The sequence below is a fragment of the Streptomyces triculaminicus genome, from assembly GCF_017349075.1.
In the GTDB taxonomy this organism is placed as follows: Bacteria; Actinomycetota; Actinomycetes; order Streptomycetales; family Streptomycetaceae; genus Streptomyces; species Streptomyces triculaminicus.
Map to the genome: position 1 here is coordinate 292,818 of NZ_JAFMOF010000005.1, position 21,473 is coordinate 314,290.

General features: G+C 74.4%; 20 protein-coding genes and 2 pseudogenes. 10 read left to right on the plus strand and 12 right to left on the minus strand.

Features of this window, described 5'->3' with window-relative positions:
• Positions 1-44: 44 nt before the first annotated feature.
• Entirely contained in the window at positions 45-1,082 is a 1,038-nt protein-coding gene (locus J1792_RS29655; RefSeq protein WP_207248581.1) for an ABC transporter substrate-binding protein, read from the minus strand.
• A gap of 327 nt (positions 1,083-1,409) precedes the next feature.
• On the opposite strand from J1792_RS29655, the gene J1792_RS29660 reads away from it, so the two are divergent.
• Together J1792_RS29660 and J1792_RS29665 are read left to right on the plus strand one after the other, a co-directional pair.
• Entirely contained in the window at positions 1,410-2,516 is a 1,107-nt protein-coding gene (locus J1792_RS29660; RefSeq protein WP_086569111.1) for a hypothetical protein, read from the plus strand.
• A 235-nt stretch (positions 2,517-2,751) separates the two neighbouring features.
• Positions 2,752-2,907 carry a hypothetical protein gene (locus J1792_RS29665; RefSeq protein WP_179198861.1) on the plus strand — a complete coding sequence of 52 codons (156 nt, stop codon included), beginning with the start codon at positions 2,752-2,754 and terminating at the stop codon, positions 2,905-2,907.
• A gap of 31 nt (positions 2,908-2,938) precedes the next feature.
• Here the strand turns inward: J1792_RS29665 and J1792_RS29670 are convergent, their stop codons facing one another.
• The 3 genes from J1792_RS29670 to J1792_RS29680 are packed head-to-tail and all read right to left on the minus strand — an operon-like array spanning position 2,939 to position 5,906.
• Complete coding sequence (locus tag J1792_RS29670; protein ID WP_207248582.1) at positions 2,939-3,916, minus strand: 3-oxoacyl-ACP reductase; 978 nt, start codon at positions 3,914-3,916, stop codon at positions 2,939-2,941.
• Positions 3,913-4,998, minus strand: coding sequence for a Zn-dependent alcohol dehydrogenase (locus tag J1792_RS29675; RefSeq protein ID WP_086569109.1), 1,086 nt, complete (start codon positions 4,996-4,998; stop codon positions 3,913-3,915). The genes J1792_RS29670 and J1792_RS29675 overlap by 4 nt, the downstream gene beginning before the upstream one ends.
• Positions 4,999-5,030: 32 nt before the next feature.
• Entirely contained in the window at positions 5,031-5,906 is an 876-nt protein-coding gene (locus J1792_RS29680) for a MaoC/PaaZ C-terminal domain-containing protein (protein WP_086569107.1), read from the minus strand.
• A gap of 152 nt (positions 5,907-6,058) precedes the next feature.
• On the opposite strand from J1792_RS29680, the gene J1792_RS29685 reads away from it, so the two are divergent.
• The 6 genes and pseudogenes from J1792_RS29685 to J1792_RS29710 all read left to right on the plus strand — a co-directional run bounded on the left by J1792_RS29685 (position 6,059) and on the right by J1792_RS29710 (position 11,816).
• The gene (locus J1792_RS29685) at positions 6,059-7,252 is read left to right on the plus strand and encodes a sensor histidine kinase (RefSeq protein ID WP_086569106.1); all 1,194 of its coding nucleotides are present in this window, start codon (positions 6,059-6,061) and stop codon (positions 7,250-7,252) included.
• Positions 7,249-7,854: a response regulator transcription factor gene (locus tag J1792_RS29690; RefSeq protein ID WP_086569120.1), complete on the plus strand. Its 606-nt coding sequence runs from the start codon at positions 7,249-7,251 to the stop codon at positions 7,852-7,854. The genes J1792_RS29685 and J1792_RS29690 overlap by 4 nt, the downstream gene beginning before the upstream one ends.
• 128 nt (positions 7,855-7,982) lie before the next feature.
• Positions 7,983-8,627 carry a class I SAM-dependent methyltransferase gene (locus J1792_RS29695; protein ID WP_207248583.1) on the plus strand — a complete coding sequence of 215 codons (645 nt, stop codon included), beginning with the start codon at positions 7,983-7,985 and terminating at the stop codon, positions 8,625-8,627.
• A 23-nt stretch (positions 8,628-8,650) separates the two neighbouring features.
• A complete protein-coding gene (locus J1792_RS29700) occupies positions 8,651-9,601 on the plus strand; it encodes an N-acetylmuramoyl-L-alanine amidase (protein WP_443742781.1) in 951 nt (316 codons plus the stop codon).
• 172 nt (positions 9,602-9,773) lie between these two features.
• Positions 9,774-10,647: pseudogene (locus tag J1792_RS29705) on the plus strand (DUF5336 domain-containing protein).
• A 158-nt stretch (positions 10,648-10,805) separates the two neighbouring features.
• Entirely contained in the window at positions 10,806-11,816 is a 1,011-nt protein-coding gene (locus J1792_RS29710) for an LLM class F420-dependent oxidoreductase (protein ID WP_207248584.1), read from the plus strand.
• A gap of 21 nt (positions 11,817-11,837) precedes the next feature.
• On the opposite strand, the gene J1792_RS29715 is transcribed toward J1792_RS29710, so the two are convergent.
• The 4 genes from J1792_RS29715 to J1792_RS29730 form a co-directional block, all read right to left on the minus strand.
• A complete protein-coding gene (locus J1792_RS29715; protein ID WP_207248585.1) occupies positions 11,838-12,626 on the minus strand; it encodes a maleylpyruvate isomerase family mycothiol-dependent enzyme in 789 nt (262 codons plus the stop codon).
• 119 nt (positions 12,627-12,745) lie between these two features.
• Positions 12,746-13,873: a prenyltransferase/squalene oxidase repeat-containing protein gene (locus tag J1792_RS29720; protein WP_207248586.1), complete on the minus strand. Its 1,128-nt coding sequence runs from the start codon at positions 13,871-13,873 to the stop codon at positions 12,746-12,748.
• Positions 13,870-14,604, minus strand: a complete 735-nt coding sequence (locus J1792_RS29725) for a class I SAM-dependent methyltransferase (protein WP_086574864.1) — start codon at positions 14,602-14,604, stop codon at positions 13,870-13,872. The genes J1792_RS29720 and J1792_RS29725 overlap by 4 nt, the downstream gene beginning before the upstream one ends.
• A 106-nt stretch (positions 14,605-14,710) precedes the next feature.
• Positions 14,711-16,081, minus strand: a complete 1,371-nt coding sequence (locus tag J1792_RS29730) for a glycosyltransferase family 4 protein (RefSeq protein WP_207248587.1) — start codon at positions 16,079-16,081, stop codon at positions 14,711-14,713.
• A 229-nt stretch (positions 16,082-16,310) separates the two neighbouring features.
• Between J1792_RS29730 and J1792_RS29735 the strand changes: the two genes are divergently transcribed.
• Both J1792_RS29735 and J1792_RS29740 read left to right on the plus strand, forming a co-directional pair.
• Positions 16,311-16,976: a TetR family transcriptional regulator gene (locus J1792_RS29735; RefSeq protein ID WP_086574868.1), complete on the plus strand. Its 666-nt coding sequence runs from the start codon at positions 16,311-16,313 to the stop codon at positions 16,974-16,976.
• Between the two features lie 200 nt (positions 16,977-17,176).
• Positions 17,177-17,794, plus strand: coding sequence for a response regulator transcription factor (locus tag J1792_RS29740; RefSeq protein ID WP_207248588.1), 618 nt, complete (start codon positions 17,177-17,179; stop codon positions 17,792-17,794).
• Between the two features lie 267 nt (positions 17,795-18,061).
• On the opposite strand, the pseudogene J1792_RS34685 reads toward J1792_RS29740, so the two are convergent.
• From J1792_RS34685 to J1792_RS29755, 4 genes and pseudogenes are all read right to left on the minus strand, one after another.
• Positions 18,062-18,430: pseudogene (locus J1792_RS34685) on the minus strand (ATP-binding cassette domain-containing protein); the annotation flags it as partial.
• Positions 18,412-19,461: an ABC transporter ATP-binding protein gene (locus J1792_RS34690; RefSeq protein ID WP_242646810.1), complete on the minus strand. Its 1,050-nt coding sequence runs from the start codon at positions 19,459-19,461 to the stop codon at positions 18,412-18,414. The gene J1792_RS34690 and the pseudogene J1792_RS34685, both read right to left, overlap by 19 nt.
• Before the next feature lie 52 nt (positions 19,462-19,513).
• Positions 19,514-21,232, minus strand: coding sequence for an ATP-binding cassette domain-containing protein (locus tag J1792_RS29750; protein WP_086571772.1), 1,719 nt, complete (start codon positions 21,230-21,232; stop codon positions 19,514-19,516).
• Between the two features lie 106 nt (positions 21,233-21,338).
• On the minus strand, positions 21,339-21,464 hold the full coding sequence (locus tag J1792_RS29755) for a SapB/AmfS family lanthipeptide (protein ID WP_086571770.1): 126 nt from the start codon (positions 21,462-21,464) through the stop codon (positions 21,339-21,341).
• Positions 21,465-21,473 lie beyond the last annotated feature (9 nt).

Here is a 21,473-nt window from a genome sequence, read left to right on the forward strand (position 1 = left end):
TCAGGGGTTTGCTTCCGGGACGTCCGCCGGTCGCTTCGCGCGTGTCACTTCACCAGGAAGCCGCGGAGGTCGTCCAGGACGCTGTTGGCGGCCGTGACGCCGAGGCCGAGGTACCAGGTCTCGTCCTTGACGGGCTTGGCGTGGCCGTCCTTGACCGCCTGGAGGTTCTTCCACAGCGGGTTGTCCTCGGCGGCGTTCCGCTTGGTCTTGTCCGGGTCGCCGTAGACGCCGGTGAAGATCCAGTCGCCGTCGGCCTTGTCGATGTTCTCCGGGCTGATCTCGACGGCGAGCTTGTCGGCCTGCTGGATCTTCGGGCGGGGCAGGCCGGCGTCCTCGAGGATGGTGCCGATGAAGGACTGCCGGGCGTACAGGCGTGTGAACTGCGGCAGGTAGCGCACCATGCTGATGGTGGGCTTCTTCGCGCCGAGGTCGGCGCCGAGCTTCCTCGCCTTGGTCTCGTAGGCCTCGAGCTGCTTCTTGGCCTCGGCGGTCTTGTCCAGAGCGGCGGCGTTGAGGAGGTAGTTCTCCTTCCACGTGAAGCCGGGGCGGATGGAGAAGACGGTCGGGGCGATCTTGGAGAGGTCCTTGTAGTTCTTCTCCGCGCGCAGCTTGCTGCCCAGGATCAGGTCGGGCTTGAGCTCGTTGACGGCCTCGAGGTTGAGGTTGTTGATGGTGCCGACGCTCTTGGGCTCGCCGACGTCCTTCTTGAGGTACTCGGGGATGTCCTGGCTGCCCTCGCTGGGGGCCCAGCCGACGGGCTTGATGCCGAGGGAGACGACGTTGTCGAGCTCGCCGACGTCGAGGACGACGACGCGCTTGGGCGCTGCCTTGATCTCCGTCCTGCCGAGCGCGTGGGTGATGGTGCGCGGGAACTGGCCCGGCTTGGCGTCGGTGCCCAGCTTCGCGGTCGCCTCGGCCGCCTTGCCGAAGTCCTTGCCGCCCTGCGCCACGGACTTCGACCCCGCGCCGCCGTCCTTGCCGGCCGTGTCGTCCGCGTCGCCGGACGAGCCGCACGCCGTGAGAGCGAGCGCGGCGGCCAGGGACAGGGCTGCGGCGGCGGTGCCGCGGCGGCGGAGGGTCATCGGGACTCCTGGGAGTGGTGCAGAGGTGGGGTGGTGGTCAAGGCGACGTCAAGAGCGCCGGTCAGCCACATCTCGCGCTACTTAGGTTCGCCTTGCCTTAGTCGCACTTTAAACATGCCGTCCTCGCGCAGCACAACCGCCCCCTGCACGCGCACCGAACCGGAAAACCGCCACCCGTACGCGTGAAGCAGCGGGCGTCGGAGGGTTGAGCCGCAGGCGCGATAACTACGTTCAGTGCCGGAGGTGACGTTTCTCATGACGGTCTGTGCTCCCCATGACACCCAGAGCGCCCCGCAAAGCACTTCCCGGGGCGCGTCGCCGGTGGACATGAGACGTACGGCGTTCACGGTCACTGTCGACGGCTCGTACGCCGCCTGGCTGGCCCTCGGCCACGGCACCGACGGCTGGTTCCCCGAGCGCTGGACGCTCGACGGCCCCGAGCCCTACGCCGTGTCGCTGCCCGGCGGCCAGCCCGAGGAGCCGGACAGCGAGGTCCTGCCGCTGTCCGACGGCCGGGTGCTGATCCGCCGCCGGGTGGCCGAGCGGTACGCCCTCTCCCTGCTCTATCCCGCCGGCCCCGGCACGGGCGAGCTGCCGCTGGGCGCCATCGAGTGCCCGTATCTCTCCCTCCTGCCGCCCGCCCCCGACGGCACGTCGGCGTACGCGCTCGTGCACGGCGAGGAGCAGACCACGCTCTGGCGCGTCCACGGCGGGGTGAGCGGGCCGGAGCTGCTGGCGACGGTGCCAGGGCACTGCGAGGGCGGGGCGTGGCTGGATCGGTCCGGCCGGCTGCTGGCGCTCGACCGGGAGCTGGAGGGCCTGACCAAGGCCGTCGTCGTCGACCTGGGCCGGGGCGGGGAGACCAGCCCGCTGCTGCAGATCACCGAGAAGAGCAACGACCGGCTGCTGCTGGCCGAGCCGGACAGCGGCCTGCTGGTCGTACGGTCCGACGCGCCCGGCGTCGACCGGCTGGGGTGGGGCGTGCTCGGCTCGGCCCGGCCGGTGCGCTTCCCGGAGTGCCTGCTACCGCCGGACGCCTCGCTGACGCCGTTCGCCGCGCAGCCGGGCCAGGGGCTGTCACCGGAGGGCTGCTCGGTGGCGTTCCGGGTCGACCGGGCCGCGGGCAGCTGGGTGGGGGTGTGGCGGCCGGGAAGGAAGCGGCTGCAGCAGTTCCCGGGGCCGGCGGGGTGGCTGGCGGGCGCGGGGCTGTGGACGGCGGACGGCGAGCTGCGGCTGCCGTTCGTCACGCCCGGCGTCCCCTGCGGTCTGGCCCGGCTGCGACTGTCGGAGGACGGCACCCCGGTGATGCCGGGCGAGGCCGGGGAGGACGCCGCGTGCGAGGACGCCGCGGACCCGGAGGAGGGCGAGCCGGCGGCCGTGCCGGCGCCCCGGCCGGTGCCGTTGCAGCAGGCGCCCTGCGCCCGTACGTCATAACGGGGGACATGGCGGACACGCGATCGGGCGCGGGTGGCTCGTTGATCAAGGTCCCGTTAGACTCGGCCGGGGGTCGCGCAGCGGTACCGGACGGGCACCCGGGTGAACCGAGGTGAGCGGAACGGTCGCGCGTGGCAAGCGTGTTGACGTCTGGTGATGTCTGTGACGCCATGCGCCACTGCCGTGGCCCCGACGCGCAGAGCACGCATCCCCATCCCACGGAGTGACTTTCCCCATGCCCGATGCCCGAACCGACACGACCGAGGCGCGTCCCCTTGAGGCGTCCGCCCAGGCCGCATCCGCCGGCGCCGGCAGGCACCGCGGTCCGGCCGCCCCGGACGAGAACCGCGCCCCCGCCCACGGCAAGCACCGCCGCGCCGACGCGAACTGACCGCAGCACCTCACACTCCGGACGGGCTCCTTCAGGGGCCCGTCCGGCGTTTGAGCCCCAGCACCTCCGGCGCCGCGAAGCCCTCGTCCCGACACCCCAGGTGATAAGGGGTCAGGACGGCCGCCAGTTCCTCCACGCCGAAGCGCTCCTCCTTCGCCTCGAAGCACGCCGCCACCGTCGGCCGCCCGATGACGGCCACCATCCCGCCGTGCGCGACGAAGACCTGGCCGGTCACCTCCCCCGCCGCCGGCGACGCCAGATAGGCCACCAGAGGGGAGACGTGCTCGGGGGCGAGCGGGTCTTCCCCGCCGCCGGCGGGGACGGCGGCGAAGACGTCCTCGGTCATCCGCGTCCGCGCCCGCGGGCAGATCGCGTTCACCGTCACCCCGTATCTGCGCAGCGCGTGCGCCGTGGAGGTGGTGAGGCCGACGATGCCGCCCTTGGCCGCCGCGTAGTTCGGCTGTCCGGCCGAGCCCGCCAGGAACGCCTCCGAGGAGGTGTTGACGATCCGTCCGTACACCGGGGCTCCCCCGGCGGCCTTGGAGCGCTCCCGCCAGTGCGCCGCGGCGAAACGCGTGGTGTTGAAGTGGCCCTTGAGGTGCACACGGATGACCGCGTCCCATTCGTCCTCGGCCATGGAGAACACCATGCGGTCGCGCAGGATGCCGGCGTTGTTGACCAGGACGTCGAGGGAGCCGTACGTGTCGACGGCCGTACGGACCAGGGCGCGGGCCTGCTCGAAGTCGGCGACGTCGCCGACGTGGGCGGTGGCCCGGCCGCCCGCCGCCCGGATCTCCTCGACGACCGCCTCGGCGGGGGCGGGCGAGGCCTCGCCCGAACCGTCGCGGCCGGGCCGGCCGTGGTCGTTGACGACGACGGCGGCGCCCAGACGGGCGAGCTCGAGGGCCTCGGCCCTCCCCAGGCCCCGCCCGGCCCCGGTGACGACGGCGGTCCTGCCGCGCAGGGAGACGGGGCTCTCCCCCGGGGGCGGCGTCGGGGGCGGCGTCACATCGTCACCCAGGTGCGCAGCGCCTCGCCCGTGCGCATCTGCTCGATGGCGTCGTTGATGCGGGCGAGCGGGACGCGGTGGGTGATCAGGCCCTCGAGGTCGACGCGGCCGGCCCGCCACAGGGCGATGGCGCGTTCGTAGGAGCGCAGGACGTCGCCGCCGCCGTAGAGGGACGGCAGGATCTTCTTCTCGTCGAAGAACAGCTCGAACATGTTGAGGCTCAGGTGGTCGTCCAGGGCGCCCGCGCCCACGATGCACAGGGTGCCGCCGCGGCGGGTGGCCTCGTAGGCGGTGCGGGCGGTGACGGACTTTCCGACGACCTCGAAGACGTAGTCGAAGCCCTCCCGGCCGGTGACCTTGAGTCTGGCGTCGGCCAGCGCCTCCGGGGCGACGGCCTCGGTCGCCCCGAAGCGCAGGGCGGCCTCGCGGCGCGCCTCCACGGGGTCGACGGCGACGATCTGCGCGGCGCCGCAGACGCGGGCGCCCTGGATGACGGAGACGCCGACGCCGCCGCAGCCGATGACCGCGACCGTGGAACCGGGCGCCACCCGCGCGGTGTTGAGGGCGGCGCCGAGGCCGGTGGTGACGCCGCAGCCGATGAGGGCGGCGACCTCGTAGGGCACGTCGTCGGGGATCGGCACGGCGCAGTTGGCGTCGACGACGATCTCCTCGGCGAAGGTGCCGGTGCCGGCGAAGCCGTAGAGGTCGGTGGTGCGGCGCCGGAAGTTGGGGACGCCGGAGTTGCGGAGCGAGGCGAGGCAGAGCTGGCCCTGGCCGCGCCGGCAGGAGGCGCAGCTTCCGCAGGGCGGCAGCCAGCAGACGAGGACGCGGTCGCCCTGTTTGAGGCCGGTGGACTCGGTGACGCCCGGGCCGGCCTCGGTGACGACGCCCGCGCCCTCGTGGCCGGGGACGAAGGGGGCGTTCTGCGGGAGGACGCCGGACATCGCGGACAGGTCGGAGTGGCACAGTCCGGCGGCCCGTACGCGGATTCTGACCTTGCCGGGGCCGAAGCCGACGGCTTCGACGTCGTCGAAGACGTCGAGCGCCTCCTGCCCGGTCCTGTGCTGTACGGCTGCGCGCATGACGGAGCTCCCTTCGCGGGGTCCTGGGACGGTTACGCGTACTCGACGACCGTGTCGGTCAGCACCGGCGCGTCCTCGCGCTCGACGGCGGTGGCGGTCAGCTGGATCCGGCCGGGCCCGGGGGTGTCGCGCCACATCCGCACCCGCAGGGTCTCGCCGGGATACACGACGCCGGCGAAGCGGGTGGAGTACGCGCGCACGCGGGCGACGTCCCCGTCGAGGACGGTGTCGACGACCGCCTTGAGGGCGATGCCGTAGGAGCACAGGCCGTGCAGGATCGGCTTGTCGAAGCCGGCGCGCCGGGCGAAGTCGGGGTCGGCGTGCAGGGGGTTCCAGTCGCCGGAGAGGCGGTAGAGCAGGGCCTGGTCCTCGCGCAGGGGGCGGTCGGCGGTGACGTCGGGCGGTGTGGTGGGGGTCGCCGTCCGCTCCTGCCCGCCCGAGGGGCCGCGCTCGCCGCCGAAGCCGCCCTCGCCCTTGACGAAGATCTGGCTGACGCACGTCCACAGCGGCCCGTCGGGGTCGGCGACGTCGGCGCGCAGCACGATGACGGCGGCCTTGCCCTTGTCGTAGACGGCGGCGACGCGCGAGGTCTGGGTGGCGTCGGTGGCGCGGACGGGCAGGGGGCGGTGGACGGTGACGGACTGTCCGCCGTGCAGCACGGCGGCGAGGTCGACGTCGATGCCGGGCGCCGTCAGGCCGCCGGCCAGGGCCATCCCGCCACCGGCGACGGTGGCGAAGGACGGCAGCACATGGAGCCGGCTCTCCAGGGTGTAGCGCAGTTCGCCGGGGTCGGTGGCGGGGGTGCCGGCGCCGACGCCGAGGTGGTAGAGCAGGACGTCCTTGTGGTCCCAGGCGAGGGGGACGGTCCGCGGCGCGGCGGCGACGGCCCGGGCGGGGTCGATGGGCATGGAGGGGTGTGCTCCTGTCTGACCGGCGACTAGAACGCGTTCTACGGCCCCGTGTATAGCCGATCTCCGATGACGGGGGAAGACAAATGTCATGGATGGCCAGGGACAATCGCTTCTGACCACGCCCCGTTCGGCTTCCTAGGATTTCCTGCATGGGAAAGAAGCAGGGGCGGGGAACCGCCGAGGACGACGTCGCACGCTACAGACCACCGGGCAAGTACGCCTTCGCGCCCTGGCTGTTCATGATCACCGGCGATGTGCAGGACCTCGTGTGCGGCGAGCTGCCGCTGCCATGGCTCGGTGGGGCCGGGGTCGTCGCGTTCGCCGGCCTCTACATCGCCACGGTCTGGCTCGGCCTGGACCGCGACCGTCTCGCGACGCGCACGCCCCGTCTGCTCCTGCTCGGCCTCACCGTCGTCACCTACGCCCTGACCATCGGCTACGGCGGCGACTGGCTGCTGTGCTTCCCCATCCTCTCGCTCGCCGCCGGCGTCGTCCTGCGCGGCGAACGCCTGCGCGACCAACGTCTGCTCGGCTTCGCCGTGCTCGGCTTCGCCGGGTCGTCCGGGGTCATCGCCGGCTTCCACGGCAGCTGGGAGGACTCGATGGGCACCGGCTACGGGACCATCCTGTCCGGCCTCGTGACCGCGGCCGTCCTGCGGCTCTCCGAGACGGTCACCGAACTGCGCGCCACCCGCGAGGAGCTGGCGCGGGCGGCCGTCGAGCGCGAGCGGCTCCGCTTCTCCCGCGACCTGCACGACCTGCTCGGCCACACCATGTCGGTGATCGTGGTGAAGGCGGAGGCGGTGCGCCGGCTCGCGCCGCGCGACCTGGACGCGGCGCTGGGCCAGGCCGCCGACATCGAGGCGGTGGGCCGGCAGGCGCTGACCGAGATACGCGAGGCGGTGACCGGCTACCGGGCCGGGGGCCTGACGACCGAGCTGGAGAGCGCCCGTTCGGTGCTCGACGCGTCCGGCGTCACCGTGGACATCCGCCAGTCGGGGCCCGTACTGCCGCCGCAGACGGCGACGCTGCTGGGGTGGGTGGTGCGCGAGGGGGTCACCAACGTCGTACGGCACAGCGGGGCGGCGCGGTGCGTGATCGAGGTGCGGGGCGAGACGGACCGCGTCCATCTGGAGATCACCGACGACGGCCGCGGCGTAGGGTCGGCACCGGAAACGGCCGGTGCGGGGGGCAACGGCCTCAAGGGCCTGACGGAGCGTCTGGCCGCCGCGGGCGGCTCCCTGACCTCCGGCCCGGACGGACGGCGCGGGTTCCGGCTCGTGGCGGAGCTTCCGGTGGACGACAACGACGAGGAGGGGCGAGCCGCGTGCACAGCGAACTGACCAGGGTGTTGCTGGCCGAGGACCAGGGGATGATGCGGGGCGCGCTGGCACTGCTGCTCGGCCTGGAGGAGGACCTGGAGATCGTCGCCCAGGTGGGCGACGGCGACGAGATCCTGCCCAAGGCCCTCGAGGTCCGCCCGGACGTCGCCCTCCTCGACATCGAACTCCCCGGCCGCAGCGGCCTCGACGCCGCCGCCGACCTGCGCTCGCGGCTGCCCGGCTGCCGCGTCCTGATCCTCACCACCTTCGGCCGCCCCGGCTATCTGCGCCGCGCGATGGAGGCGGGCGCCTCCGGCTTCCTGGTCAAGGACGGCCCGGTGGAGGACCTGGCGGCCGCGATCCGCCGCGTCCTGGCCGGCGAACGCGTCATCGACCCGGCCCTGGCGGCCGCCGCCCTGAGCGCCGGCCCCAACCCGCTGACCCAGCGCGAGCGCGACGTCCTCGCCGCGGCGGTGGACGGCGCGACCGTCGCCGACATCGCGGCGAAGGTCCACCTCTCCCCCGCGACGGTGCGCAACTACCTGTCGGCGGCCATCGGCAAGACCTGCACCCGCAACCGCATGGAGGCGGTGCGCGCGGCACGGCAGAACGGCTGGCTGTAGGGCGTGCCCGACGGGCCGGTGCGGCTCGGGGCGGCCCCGGCCGCCCCGCCCACGGCCCGCCGGAGCGCGTACGGCAGCATGTGTCCTTGCCAAGCCACAGCCGACGCACGTGCAGGACGGGGACGACCATGGCGCCCAAGCCCGAGATACTCGCCGCCTTCGAGGCGGCGAAGGGGTTCATGCCGCTGGACGAGGGCCTGGCCCTCCACGCCGCCGCCGAGGAGGCGGGGCGGCTGGGGCTGCCGCTGCTGGAGGTGGGCACGTACTGCGGGCGTTCGACGATCCTGCTCGCCGACGCCGCCCGCGCGGCCGGGACCGTGGCCGTGACCGTCGACCACCACCGCGGCAGCGAGGAGCAGCAGCCGGGGTGGGAGTACCACGACCCGTCGGTCGTGGACGACGCGCCGGGCGTGGGTCGGATGGACACGCTGCCGACGTTCCGCCGGACGCTGTACCGGGCGGGGCTGGAGGAGCACGTCATCGCCATGGTCGGGCGCTCCCCGCAGGCCGCCTCGGTGTGGCGGGCGCCGCTGGGGCTGGTGTTCATCGACGGCGGGCACACCGACGAGCACGCCACCTCCGACTACGAGGGGTGGGCGCCGCACGTGGCGCCGGACGGGCTGCTGGTCGTCCACGACGTCTTCCCCGACCCCGCCGACGGCGGCCAGGCCCCCTACCGCGTGTATCTGCGGGCGCTCGCGTCCGGGGCGTTCACGGAGGTCTCGGTGACGCACTCGCTGCGCGTACTGCGGCGTACGGGTCTCGGGATCTGAGCGGCGACGCTAGGCTCGCCCGCGTGTCCCACGGCAGCAGTACCCCTATGTCCCGGCGTCTCGCGGCCGGAGCGGCGACGCTGCTCCTGGCCGCCGGCCTGGCGGGCTGCTCGGACGGCGGCGCGCAGGAGCGGGCCGCCGGCAAGGGCGTTCCGGCGGCCGGCGCGTCCTCGGCCGGCGCCGCGGACCGTACGCGGCGACCGGAGCCGGAGCAGGCGTCGCAGTCGCCGTCCGCCGCCGCGTCCGCGTCCGCCTCGCCCATGCCCTCGGCCGAGGCGGCGGACTCCTCCGCCGCCGACGGCCCGCTCAAGGGCAAGGTGGTCGTCGTCGACCCCGGCCACAACTCCCGTAACAACGAGCACACCGCCGAGATCAACCGTCAGGTCGACATCGGCACCGGCCACAAGGAGTGCGACACCACCGGCACCGAGACCAACTCCGGTTACACGGAGGCGGCCTTCAGCCTCGACCTCGCGCACCGGCTCCGCAAGATCCTTCAGGAGCGCGGCGCCAAGGTCGTGCTGACGCACGACGGCGACCGGCCGTTCGGGCCGTGCGTGACCGAGCGGGCGGACATCGGCAACAAGGCGCACGGCGACGCGGCCATCTCCCTCCACGCGGACGGCGCGGCTCCCGGCCAGCGCGGATTCCATGTGATCCTGCCCGCATCCGTGCACGGCGGCGCGGCGGACACCTCGTCCATCGTCGGCCCGTCGAAGGAGTTGGGGGCGCGGGTCGCGGGGAAGTTCGTCCAGTCAACCGGAAGTGCGCCCTCCAATTACATCGGCGAGGGCAGCGGCCTGGACACGCGCGGTGATCTGGGCGGCCTCAATCTCTCGACGATTCCCAAGGTTTTCATCGAATGCGGCAATATGCGCGACGCGCAGGACGCCGCGCAGCTCACCGACGAGACATGGCGCGAAAAGGCGGCGCAAGGTATCGCGAACGGCATTACGGACTTCCTGCACGGGTAAGTACCGGCAGGCCACGGCCGATGTCACGAGGGTGATACGAAGAAGACGCCCAGGGCGGCCAGGCGATAGGTTCGCCGTACGATGGGTGGCCGCCACCCCCGCGCCCGCGCGCCCCGGCATCTCACGTCCGGCGACAGCGACGATTACTGACAGCACTGACAAAGGATTTTAGGTGAACATCCGCTCCCTCACTCGAGGCGACGGCGGGGTGATCGGAGCAGCGGTGTTGCTGTTCATCGCCTCGTTCCTCAGCTTCCGCTCGTACGACTGCGGGCAGAACTCGATCGGCTGCCCCAAGGAGCCGATCGGCTGGAAGCCTGAACTCTTCCCCGTACTGCCGTCGATCTTCCTCGCCGGGATCGTCGCCGCCGCGCTGATCGTCGCCGCGCGCTTCCAGCCCGAGGGGCGCAAGGTCCTCGGCCTCGGCCTCGACGCGTGGGGCACCGTCCTCGCCGTGTCGGCCGCGTGGTCCTCGCTGTGGACGATCTTCGGCGGCCCGGACGTCGACGCCGTCTCCCCGGGCGTCGGCCAGATCCTGGCGCTGATCGCCAACCTGGTGCTGGCCGCGGTCGCCGTGCTCACCCCGCGCACCCCGCGCTCAAGGCCCCGCTGATGGCCGCCCCGCAGGCCCCGTCCCCGTACGGCGCCCCGCAGCAGCAGGGCTACGGCTACCCCGGCCAGGCCGGCATGCAGCAGCCCGCCGCCCCGTCCCCGTACGGCGCGCAGCCGGCCCCCAGCCGTACGGCGCCCAGCCGGGCCAGCCCGGCCCGACGCAGGTCCAGCCGCAGGTGGACGGCGGCGCCCCCGCCCCGCAGCCGGAGGCCTCGGCCCAGCCCGCGGCCGGCGGCGACTTCACGCCGTTCTGGTTCGCGGTGCCGGTGAACCGTCCCCTCTACGCCGAGGACGGCTCCCCCACCCCGATCGCCGAGCTCGCGCCCGGCACGTGGTACCTGGCGGTGGACCAGCGCGGTCCGGCGCTCATCGCGCAGACGCAGGACGGCCGCCGCGGCGTCCTGCAGGACACCACGGGCATCCAGCGCGGCTGAGCGACGCCCCGCTTCCCGTACGGCGGCCCGCCGGGTTCATCCCGGCGGGCCGCCGTCGTGTCACCGGTCCCCTCGCCCTCCTGCCCTCTTGCCGGGCCGGCGAGCGCGGGCCTACGGTCCCTCCATCTGACGCACAGTCAGCTATGGGGAGGTCCGCCATGCGGCTCGGTCTCGCGCTCGGCTACTGGGGCCGCCGGCCCGACGCCCGCCACCTGGACCTCGCCCGGGAGGCCGAACGGCTCGGCTACCACTCCGTGTGGACCTCCGAGTCCTGGGGCTCCGACGCCTTCACCCCCCTGGCGTGGATCGCCGCCCACACCGGCCGCATCGCGCTCGGCACGGCGGTGGCCCAGATGGCGGCCCGCTCGCCCACCGCCACGGCCATGCACGCCCTCACCCTCGACCACCTCTCCGGCGGCCGGTTGCTGCTCGGGCTCGGCCTGTCGGGCCCGCAGGTCGTGGAGGGCTGGTACGGACGCCCGTTCCCGCAGAGCCCGCTGACGGCGACCCGGGAGTACGTGGACATCGTCCGCCAGGTGCTGCGACGCGAGGCGCCCGTGACCCTCGACGGCCGCTTCCACCCGCTGCCCTACGACGGACCCGGCGCGAGCGGGCTCGGCAAGCCGCTGCGGTCGATCACCCACCCCCTGCGCCCCGACCTGCCCGTGCTGCTCGGCGCCGAGGGCCCCCGCAACGTCGCCCAGACCGCGCGCATCGCGGACGGCTGGCTGCCGCTGTACTGGTCGCCGACGCGCACGGACCTGTACGAGCGGGCGCTGGAGGGCACGCCCGAGGGCTTCATGGTGGCCCCCATGGTCCAGGCCCGCCTGTGCGCGGACCCGGCCGAGGGCCTGCGGCCGGTGAAGACGATGCTCGCCCTCTACATCGGCGGCATGGGCCACGCCGCCCGCAACTTCCACGCCGACCTGATGGGGCGCATGGGGTACGAGAGCCAGGCGCGCCGCGTCCAGGAGCTCTTCCTGGCCGGACGCCGGGACGAGGCCGTCGAGGCCGTGCCGGACGCCTTCGCCGACGAGATCTCCCTCGTCGGCCCGCGCGAACGCCTCGCCGAGCGCCTCGAGATGTGGCGCGCGGGCCCGGTCACCGATCTCCTCGTCACGGCGCCGGACCCCGCCACCCTGCGCGTGCTGGCCGAGCTCAACGCGTAGGGCGTAGGCCGTGAACGGCCGTCAGAAGGAGGCCTTCTCCAGCCACGCGTCGAGGGCCTCGCGGTCGCCGAGGACCTCGACGCCGGGGCCGTCCGCCGGCAGGCGGCGGTAGACGACCCGCAGGACGTCGCTCATCGTGCCGCGCACGGCGACGGCGGCCTTCTCGTGCGCCCGGCGCCAGGTGAGGGGGGCGGTGGTGGAGTCGATGAGCCACTCGGCGTTCAGGCCGGCGTCCGTGTCCGTGGCGTGCAGGTGCAGCGTGCGGCCGGGGGCCGCCATCTCGACCAGCTCCGGCTTGAACGCGAGGGCCTGGGGGGTGCTGATGATCTCGAGCCACTCGTCGAGGCAGTCGGCGGCGACCTCCGCGTCGAGCGTGTAGTCGGCGCCGACGGCCGCGAAGGCGTCGGCCCGGTGCATCGCCGTCTCGTGCGTCATCCGGCGCGCCCAGAACGCGGTGTTCTGCTCGCGTCCGAAGGTCCACACATGGACGTCCGGCCCGGCCTCGGCCAGGGCCTCCGCCACCATCCGCGCGCCCTCGGCGAGCCAGGCGTCGAGCGTGTCGGCGTCCCAGGACCCGTCGCCCTCGGTTCCGGGGACGTCGTTCGGCACGGTGAACTCGGTGACGCGGTTGCGCACGATCTCCGCGACGCCGCGGTGGGCGCCGGACAGGTGCAGCGCGAGCTGGGTGAGCGTCCAGTCGGGGCAGGTCGGGACGGTCGCGGAGAGGTCCGCGCCGCGCAGCGCGGCGCGCACCAGGTCGTTCTGGACGATGATCTCTCGGCAGTAACGCTCGTGGCTCAGAAGGGTCATGACGTCACCTTAGATTTACGGCCGCCGGGGCGGCGGGTGATTTACGCCCCACCGCCCCGCGGCCCGTGCCCCGCGGCCGTGCCCCGTGCCCTGTCACCGGGCCGATGCGTCGTCGTCCGTCACCGGCGGCAGGCCGAGGGCCCCTGGCCCGATCCGCCGCACGGGCACTCCGGCTCCAGGCCGGCCGGCAGCCGCTCGCCGCCGAAGACGGCGGTGGTCGCCTCGTCGCCCCCGAGCGCCGCCACGGCCAGCAGCAGGGAGCCGGCCGTCCAGGTGGTGAGCTCCTCCGGCCAGACGGCCTTGTCCTCGAAGACGTAGCCCGTCCAGTACATGCCGTTCTCGGCGCGCAGGTGCTGGATCCACTGGAGGATCTCCACGGCCCGGTCGGACTCGCCCATCACCCACAGCGCGAGGGCCAGTTCGCAGCTCTCGCCGCCCGTCACCCAGGGGTTGGGCAGCACGCAGCGGACGCCGAGGCCGGGCACGACGAAGTCGTCCCAGTGCTCCTCGATGCGCTCCTTGGCCGCCGGGCCGGTCAGGGCGCCGCCGAGGACGGGGTAGTACCAGTCCATGGAGTAGCGGCTCTTGTCCAGGAACCGCTCGGGGTGGTGGCGTATCGCGTGGCCCAGCAGGCCCACCGCCAGCTCCCAGTCCGGCTGCGGTTCCTCGCGGTGCTCGGCGATGGCCAGGGCGCAGCGCAGGGCCTGGTGGATGGAGGAGGAGCCGGTCAGCAGGGCGTCGGCGACGTCGCGGCCGCCGTCCTCGGGCGACTCCCGCTTCCAGCCGATCTGGCCGCCGGGCTGCTGGAGCGCGAGGACGAACTCGACGGCCGCGTAGACGGTCGGCCACATGCGGTCCAGGAAGGCGTCGTCGCCGGTGGAGAGGTAGTGGTGCCAGACGCCGACGGCGACGTAGGCGACGAAGTTGGTCTCGCGGGAGAGGTCGGTGGGCTCGTCGGCGTCGCCGTCGGCGTACGCGGCGTACCACGAGCCGTCCGGGTTCTGGTGGTCGGCGAGCCAGCGGTAGGCGGCCTCGGCGCGGGCGTGTTCGCCGGCGGCGTCGAGGGCCATGGCGGCCTCGACGTGGTCCCAGGGGTCGAGGTGGTGGCCCCGGAACCACGGGATGGCGCCGTCCGGGCGCTGGACGGCGGCGATGCCGGCCACGGTGCCGGCGGCCTGCTCGGCGGTGAGGACGCCGGCCAGGACGAGGCGTTCGGTGCGGCCGGGGCCCCGGCTGGACGCGGTCATTCGGCGGCGCCCGCGGGCAGGTGCGGCTTGGTGGCGTAGGCCACGAAGCTCTTGCCGATGACGGGGTTGAGGAGCTGCTCGGCGACGCGGGTGGCTGCGGGCTTCTTCATGATGTCCCAGACCAGCAGCTTGTGGTACGCGCGCACCGGCAGCGACTTGTCGTTGTCGACGCCGAACGCGCACTTCAGCCACCAGTACGGGCTGTGCAGGCCGTGCGCGTGGTGGGTGCCGTAGGGCTTGAGGCCGGCCTCCGCCATCTTCCCCAGCAGCTCGTCGGCCTTGTAGATGCGGATGTGGCCGCCCTCGACCTCGTGGTAGGCGTCGCTGAGCGCCCAGCAGATCTTCTCCGGGCCGTAGCGCGGGACGGTGATCGCTATGCGGCCGCCGGGCTTGAGGACGCGCACCATCTCGGCGAGCACGCCCTTGTCGTCCGGGATGTGCTCCATGACCTCGGAGATGATGACGACGTCGAAGCTGTCGTCGGGGAACGGCAGGGCGAGGGCGTCACCCTCCATGGCCGTGGCGGTGGCCCCCTCGGGGGCCTCGCCGGCCTCCTTCATGGCGGCGAACCACTTGGCGACCTCGCGGATCTCCTCGGCGTTGCGGTCGAGGGCGACGACCCGGGCGCCGCGCCGGTAGCACTCGAAGGCGTGCCGCCCCGCGCCGCACCCCAGATCGAGGACACGGTCGCCGGCGGCGAGCGGGAAGCGGGAGAAATCGACGGTCAGCACGGGTTTTTACTTTCGTCCGGGTTCGGGATGCGGATGCGGTTCGGGTTACGGCCGGTTCGGTACCGCCCGTGCCGTCCGGCTCGACGGCGAGCGGCCCCCAGCGGCGTCATCCGGCGGTGCCCAGCCGGCCCGCTGCCCGGTGGGCGACCGCCCGGCGGTAGTGCTCCACCGTCCCGATCGCCGCCTGCCGCCAGGTGAACCTGGCCAGTACGCGCTCACGCCCCGCCGCTCCCAGGCGGCGCCGCAGGCCGGGGTCGCCCAGCAGCCGGCCCAGGGCGGCGGCCAGCGCGTCGGGGTCGCCCGGGGGGACGGCCAGGCAGGTCTCGCCGTCGGGGCCGGCGACCTCGGGGATGGCGCCGCCGGTGGTGGCCACCAGCGGCGTGCCCGTGGCCATGGCCTCGGCGGCCGGCAGGGAGAAGCCCTCGTACAGGGACGGCACGCAGGCGACCTGGGCCGAGCGGACGAGGTCGACGAGCTCGGCGTCGCTGATGCCCTTGACGAACTCGACGGCGCCCTCGAGGCCGTGGCGCCGGATCGCCGAGGCGACCGGGCCGTCCTCGGCGCGCTTGCCGACGACGACCAGGTGGGCGTCGGGGCTGTCGGCGCGGACCTTGGCGAGCGCGTCGACGAGGTGCACCAGGCCCTTGAGCGGCACGTCGGCGCTGGAGGTGGTGACGATGCGGCCCGGCTTCTCCGGGACGGCCGGATCCGGCGAGAAGAGGCCGGTGTCGGCGCCGATGTGGACGACGTGGATGCGGCTCTGCCGCACCCCGAGGTGTTCGGCGATCTCCTGGCGGGAGGAGCCGGAGACGGTCAGCACGGACGGCAGCCGCCGGGCGACACGTTTCTGCATCGTGGTGAACGCGTACCAGCGGCGCACGGCGGCGCGGCGCTTCCAGTCCTCGGCGGCGTCGAGCTCCAGCTGCCGGTCGACGGTGATGGGGTGGTGGATGGTGGTGACCAGCGGGGCGCCGAGGACGCCGGGGCCGCCGAGGAGGCCGTAGCCGAGGGTCTGGTTGTCGTGGATGACGTCGAACTGTCCCCGGCGCGCGGCCAGATGGCGGCGGGCGCGCAGGCTGAAGGTCAGCGGCTCGGGGAAGCGGCCGGCCCACATGGTGCCGACCTCCAGCGCGTCGATCCAGTCGCGGAACTCCTCGCGCCGGGGCGTGCGGAAGGGGTCGGGCTGGCGGTAGAGGTCGAGGCTGGGCAGCTCGGTCAGGCGCAGCGAGCCGGGGGCGGCGTCGGCGTCGTCGTCCAGCACCGGGTAGGGCTGGGCGCCGATGACCTCGACGCTGTGGCCGAGCCGGGCGAGTTCGCGCGAGAGGTGGCGTACGTAGACGCCCTGACCGCCGCAGAAGGGGTTGCCCTTGTAGGTGAGCAACGCGATGCGCAGGGGACGGTCGCCGTCGCCGCTGCCGCCCTCGTCCCGGAGGCTGCGGTCTCGCGTGAGCGATGCCTCCGTGGCCTCAGCGGTCACTCCGGCCTCCTTCTCGCTGGCTGTTCCGCCGGAGCGTAACGGGTCGCGCTAATCTAGAACAAGTTTCAGACTGGGTCGTCGGAAGCTTGAATCTACCGGGATGTCAGGGAGGGGAAAGAACCCTGCCAGGTGATTCGCGCCACGGCCCGACCCCTGCCATGCTGTGCCGTCACCGGGCCGCGCAGCCGGCGCCGGATGGAGTCTCACGAAACGCCATGGAACGGGACATATGACGACGGAATCCAAGTCGGCCATGACGTCTGTCGCGTCGATGGCGTCCACCCCCGCGTCCGGCGCTCCCCTGACGGAACGTCAAGAGGCGAGGCGGCGCCGGATCCTGCAGGCGACGACCCGGCTGGCGAGCCGCGGCGGCTTCGACGCGGTGCAGATGCGCGAGGTGGCCGAGACCTCGGGCGTCGCGCTCGGCACGCTCTACCGCTACTTCCCCTCGAAGGTCCATCTGCTGGTGGCCACCATGCAGGACCAGCTGGGGCAGCTGCACGCGACCCTGTGCAAGCGCCCGCCCACCGAGCCGGACCCGGCCGCACGCGTCGCCCAGACCCTGATGCGGGCGTTCCGCGCGATGCAGCGCGAGCCCCACCTGGCCGACGCGATGGTGCGGGCCCTCACCTTCGCCGACCGCTCGGTGAGCGCCGAGGTCGACCTGGTCTCCCGCCTGACCACGGCCATCATCCTCGACGCGATGGGCCTGCCCGGGCCGGCCGGGCCGGAGCAGCTGTCCGCGGTGCGGGTCATCGAGCACACCTGGCACTCGGCGCTGATCACCTGGCTGTCGGGACGGGCGTCCATCGCCCAGGTGAAGATCGACATCGAGACGGTGTGCCGGCTCATCGGCCCCACGGCATGCCCGCCGCCCGGCGCGGACGGCCGCTAGCCATACGGCGCTCGCGCGCCGCTCGTGCCCGCCCGAAGCGGCCCCGCCCCGCTCGTGGCGCCCGGCCGGGGCGGATCCGGTCTCCCCGCCACGCCCTTACGCCCCCCGCGTAGCGGGTAACAGCACCCGCGGCGGCGAATCCGCCGGTATGAATTTACCGACGTGCACGAGCGGTTCGCACACGGAGCGGGAGAGGCAACGTGACACGCGTTCTTCTGATACACGACACCTGTCTGCTGCGCACGGCCCTTGCGGCCTGGATCGGCAGAGAGCCGGAACTCGAGGTGTCCTCGGCGTCGTGGAAGGGCGCCGTCGCCACCTCACGGGCCCTGCGGCCGGACGTGTGCGTGGCCGACATGGACAGCCCCGACGCGGGCGCGGGGTGGGAGGACGCCAGGGGGCCGGCCGGCGAGCGATGTACCGGCGGGGACCCCTGGGGGGCGATGCTGGCCCTGGCGACCGCCGGACGGCCGGGGCCGCTGCGTCGGGCCTATGAGATGGGGGCCTTGGGGTACCTGAGCAAAAACGCTTCGCCCGACCGCTTGGTCGAGGGCATACGGCGGGTGGCGAAGGGCGAGCGTTACATCGACGAGACCCTCGGCTTCGGCTTCCTCGAGGCCGCCGAGATCCCGCTGACCCGCCGCGAGCTGAGCGTGCTGTCACTGGCCGCCGGCGGCGCCTCCGTCGGCGAGATCGCCCGCAGTCTGCACCTGTCGAACGGCACCGTACGCAACTACATGGCCGCCATCACCCGCAAGACCGGGGCCCGCAACCGCGTCGACGCCATCCGCATCTCCCAGTGCGCCGGCTGGGTCTGAGCCGCCCATCAGGTCCCGGTACAGCGCCGAGCCCGCCAGCAGCTCCTCGTGCGTACCCGCCGCCGTGCCGGGGCCGTCCATCACCAGCACCCGGTCCGCGCGCCGCGCCGACCCCGCGCGGTGGGCGACGACCACCAGGCTGCCGCCGGGGCGCGCCGCGAACGCGCGCTCCGCGCGCGCCTCGGCCGCCGGATCGAGATGACAGGCCGCCTCGTCGAGGAGCACCACGGGCGCCGGCGAGAGGTACGCGCGCACCAGCGCGACCAGTTGCCGCTCCCCCGCCGAGAGCGCGTCCGGCACGAGCGGGGCCGTCAGCCCGCCCAGCCGGCGCAGCAGGGCGGCCGCGCCGACGGCGTCGGCCGCCGCCAGCACCTCGCGGTCGTCCACCGGGTCGTCGCGCAGGTAGCACAGGTTCTCGCCGACGGTGCCGGAGAAGACGTACGCCTCCTGCGGGATGAGCACCCGCCGCGCCGCCGCCCCCGGGGCCCGGGCCGGCGCGCCGCCCACCCGCACCTCGCCCGCCCACGGCTCCACCAGGCCCGCGATCAGGGCGGCCAGCGTCGACTTGCCCACGCCGCTCGGCCCCACGACCGCCAGCCGGCCGCCGCGGGGCAGCCTCAGGTCGAGGCCGTGCACGACGGGCTCGGCGTGCCGCCCGTACCCGAAGGTGACGCCCCGCAGCTCGACGGCCGGGCCGCGGGCGGGCGGCGGGGAGGGGGCGGGCGGCGGGGCGCGTCCGCCGCCGGCGCCGGGGCCGTCAGGCGGCGGAGGACCACCGCCAGTCGCGCACCGCTCGTGCCCAGCCCGTGCACCAGGCTCTGCAGGGCGGGCAGCAGCGACTGCGTCAGATAGGCGAGGGCGCCCACCAGCGCGCCGGGTGTGACGCCGTGGTCCAGCAGCCACGGCGTGGCCACCAGCAGCGGTACGACCGGCAGGCGGCCGGCGACGGCCAGGGCCACGACGCGCGTGACCGACCAGCGGGCCAGGGCGTTCGCGGTGCGCAGCCCCTCCTCCACGGTCGCGCCCGTCTCCGCCGCCACGACGTGCTCGGCGCCGCCCGCGGCGACGTCCCGCAGGCCCGCGCAGACGGCGTCCGCCGACTGCGACAGCGCCTCGTCGGCCGCCAGGTACCCCTCCTGCCGGCGGGCCAGCGGCCGCAGCGTGAGCACGAACAGCGCGAGGCCGAGGACGAGCGGCGGCACGACGACCGCCAGCAGCACGGGCGCCAGCAGGAAGAGCCCCGCCAGCGCGCCGGCGGCGGTGAAGACGAAGGAACGCGCCACCATCAGCAGGCCCGCGAAGGCGTCCCGGGCGATCTCCACCTGGTGGGTGAGGCGGGACACGGCCGCGCCGTCCGCGTCCTGCAGGGCGCGGGTGACCACCCGCCGGACGAGCGCGTCGCGCAGGGGCTCGGCGAGGCCGGCGACGCCGTGGTACGTACGACCGGTGCCGTACGCCCCGGCCGCCACCGCCACCGCGGCGGCCGCGAGCCAGGCGAGGCCCGCGGCGGGGCGCCCGGCGAGGAAGCCGTCGTCCAGGGCGCGGGCGAGGGCGTAGCCCGTGGTGAACGTCTGGGCGGCCTCGACGACGGACCAGGCGGCCAGGCGCGCGAGGGCGCCGCGGTGCGGGCGCCTGCGCAGGAAGGCGGCGCCTTGCCGGAGGATCATCGCGCCGGTTCCTTCCGTGGGTTCGGCACCGCCGGGTACGCCGTCCTCCTCCTCACTCCCCGAACACCTCCCGGTACGCCCGCTCCCGCCACAGCGCGGCGTGCGGGCCCACCGCCCGTACCCGGCCCTCCTCCAGCCACGCCACCCGGTCCGCCCGCGCGGCCGTCGCGGGACGGTGGGCGACGATCAGGCGGGTGGGGGCGGCGACATCCGCCAGCAGGGCTTCGGCGACCCGGCGTTCGGTCACCGAGTCGAGGCTGGACGTCGCGTCGTCCAGGATCAGCAGCCGGCCGGCGTGGGCGAAGGCCCGGGCCAGGCCCAGGCGTTGGGACTCCCCGCCCGAGAGCGGCGCGTCGGCGCACGCGGTGGCGTAGCCGGCGGGCAGCTTGCGCAGGAAGTCGTCCGCGCACGCGGCCCGCGCCGCCGCTCTGACGGCGGCCGGCGAGGGCGTGAAGGAGCCGAAGGCGATCGTGCCGCCGACCGTGCCGCCGAGCGGCGCGGGCCGGGCGAAGGCGTAGCCGACGGCGCGCCGCAGCTGTTCGCGGGTGAGGTCGCGCAGGGGGACGCCGTCGAGGGTGATCTCGCCGTCGTCGGGGTCGGCGAGGCGCCCGGCGAGTTCGGCGAGCACGGACTTGCCGCTGCCCGAGCGGCCGACGACGGCCAGCGTGGTGCCGCCCGGCAGGTCGAGGTCGACGCCGCGCAGCACGGCCCGCCCGCCGCGCTCGGCGCGCACGCCGCGCAGCCGGAGGGTGCCGAACCCGTCGGCGGGCAGGCGCCGGGTGCCGTGGCGCACGGGGGGCAGGGCCCGGACCTCGGCCAGGCGGCGGGCGGCGGTGCGGCTGTGGACCAGGGCGTTGAGGTGGCCGACGAGCATGCCGACGCCGGTGGCGAGCGCGGCGTAGCGGGAGGCGGCGAGCAGGTCGCCGACGCTCAGCCGGCCCCGGGAGAGCTGGAGTCCGGCGACGGCGAGGACGGTGATCTGCAGCAGCGGCACCAGGGTTGCGGCCTGGGCGGTGGAGCGGCCCTGGACGTGCCATACGCGGTGGCCGTGCCGGGAGAGGTCGGGCAGCGGTCGCAGGATCCGCTCGCGTTCGCGGCCGGCGGTGCCGGCGGCGGCGATGGTGCGGGCGCCGCGCAGCGCCTCGAGCAGGCGGCCGGCGATGTCGCCCTGGAGCCGCTGGTAGGCGGTGAGGGCGTCGGTGGAGGCGCGGGCGAACGCCCGGAGCAGCAGGGCGAGCAGGGGTGCCCCGGCGAGGAAGGCCGCGGCGAGCCAGGGGTCGATGACGCCGAGGGCGACGATGCCGCCCAGCGGCCCGGCGACGGCGGCCGCGGTTCCGGCGAGGGTGGCGGGGGCGGTCGCGGCGTGGGCGGTGTTGCCGACGAGCCGGGTGACGAGGTCGCCGGCGCGGATCCTGGCGGTCGCCCGGGGGCCCGCCGCGAGGATGTCGCCGAGGGCGCGGTGCCGCAGCCATGCCGTGGTGCGGGCCGTGGTGGTGGCGGTGAGGAGTTCGTCGAGCGCGTCCAGCACGGCGGGGACGCAGATCAGGGCGCAGCTCAGCAGCAGCCACCGGCCGGTGTCGCCGCGGCGGGCGAGCAGCAGGTCGAGGGTGTGGCCGAGCACGGCGGGCAGGAGGAGGGCGGCGCCGGTGCTCGCGGTGGTGACGGCGGCCAGGGCCAGGGTGCGGCCGGCGCTGTGGCGGAGGGCGGCGCGCAGGATCCCGTCGCCGTCCCGCGCGCTGGGCGCCGCGTGGCGGGGGACCGTGGCGGCCATGCGGCACACCCCTTCCTCGTCTCGGATGCGGGGCGGGCGTGCCGGTGGGCCCTCCGCCGACGAAGGGCCCACCGGGAGCGGTCACCCGCGAGCGACGGTCAGTCGGTCACAGGCAGAGCGCGACGCTGGCCGTGCTCCAGCACAGCAGGAGGCTGGCGTTGCTGCCGCCGCCACCGCCGCCGCCGTGGGACAGCTCGTCGGACTCCAGGCTCTGCAGGTCGAGAAGCGCCATGGTTCTTCC

Excerpts from the sequence above, each read along its gene's own strand:
- J1792_RS29715 (WP_207248585.1), bottom strand. The coding sequence starts at position 12,626 with ATGACCCTTCTGAGCCACGAGCGTTACTGCCGAGAGATCATCGTCCAG.
- J1792_RS29695 (WP_207248583.1), top strand. The coding sequence starts at position 7,983 with ATGGCGCCCAAGCCCGAGATACTCGCCGCCTTCGAGGCGGCGAAGGGG.
- J1792_RS29655 (WP_207248581.1), bottom strand. The coding sequence starts at position 1,082 with ATGACCCTCCGCCGCCGCGGCACCGCCGCCGCAGCCCTGTCCCTGGCC.
- J1792_RS29735 (WP_086574868.1), top strand. The coding sequence starts at position 16,311 with ATGACGACGGAATCCAAGTCGGCCATGACGTCTGTCGCGTCGATGGCG.
- J1792_RS29680 (WP_086569107.1), bottom strand. The coding sequence starts at position 5,906 with ATGCCCATCGACCCCGCCCGGGCCGTCGCCGCCGCGCCGCGGACCGTC.
- J1792_RS29685 (WP_086569106.1), top strand. The coding sequence starts at position 6,059 with ATGGGAAAGAAGCAGGGGCGGGGAACCGCCGAGGACGACGTCGCACGC.
- J1792_RS29675 (WP_086569109.1), bottom strand. The coding sequence starts at position 4,998 with ATGCGCGCAGCCGTACAGCACAGGACCGGGCAGGAGGCGCTCGACGTC.
- J1792_RS29660 (WP_086569111.1), top strand. The coding sequence starts at position 1,410 with ATGAGACGTACGGCGTTCACGGTCACTGTCGACGGCTCGTACGCCGCC.
- J1792_RS29665 (WP_179198861.1), top strand. The coding sequence starts at position 2,752 with ATGCCCGATGCCCGAACCGACACGACCGAGGCGCGTCCCCTTGAGGCG.
- J1792_RS29710 (WP_207248584.1), top strand. The coding sequence starts at position 10,806 with ATGCGGCTCGGTCTCGCGCTCGGCTACTGGGGCCGCCGGCCCGACGCC.
- J1792_RS29750 (WP_086571772.1), bottom strand. The coding sequence starts at position 21,232 with ATGGCCGCCACGGTCCCCCGCCACGCGGCGCCCAGCGCGCGGGACGGC.
- J1792_RS34690 (WP_242646810.1), bottom strand. The coding sequence starts at position 19,461 with ATGATCCTCCGGCAAGGCGCCGCCTTCCTGCGCAGGCGCCCGCACCGC.
- J1792_RS29720 (WP_207248586.1), bottom strand. The coding sequence starts at position 13,873 with ATGACCGCGTCCAGCCGGGGCCCCGGCCGCACCGAACGCCTCGTCCTG.
- J1792_RS29755 (WP_086571770.1), bottom strand. The coding sequence starts at position 21,464 with ATGGCGCTTCTCGACCTGCAGAGCCTGGAGTCCGACGAGCTGTCCCAC.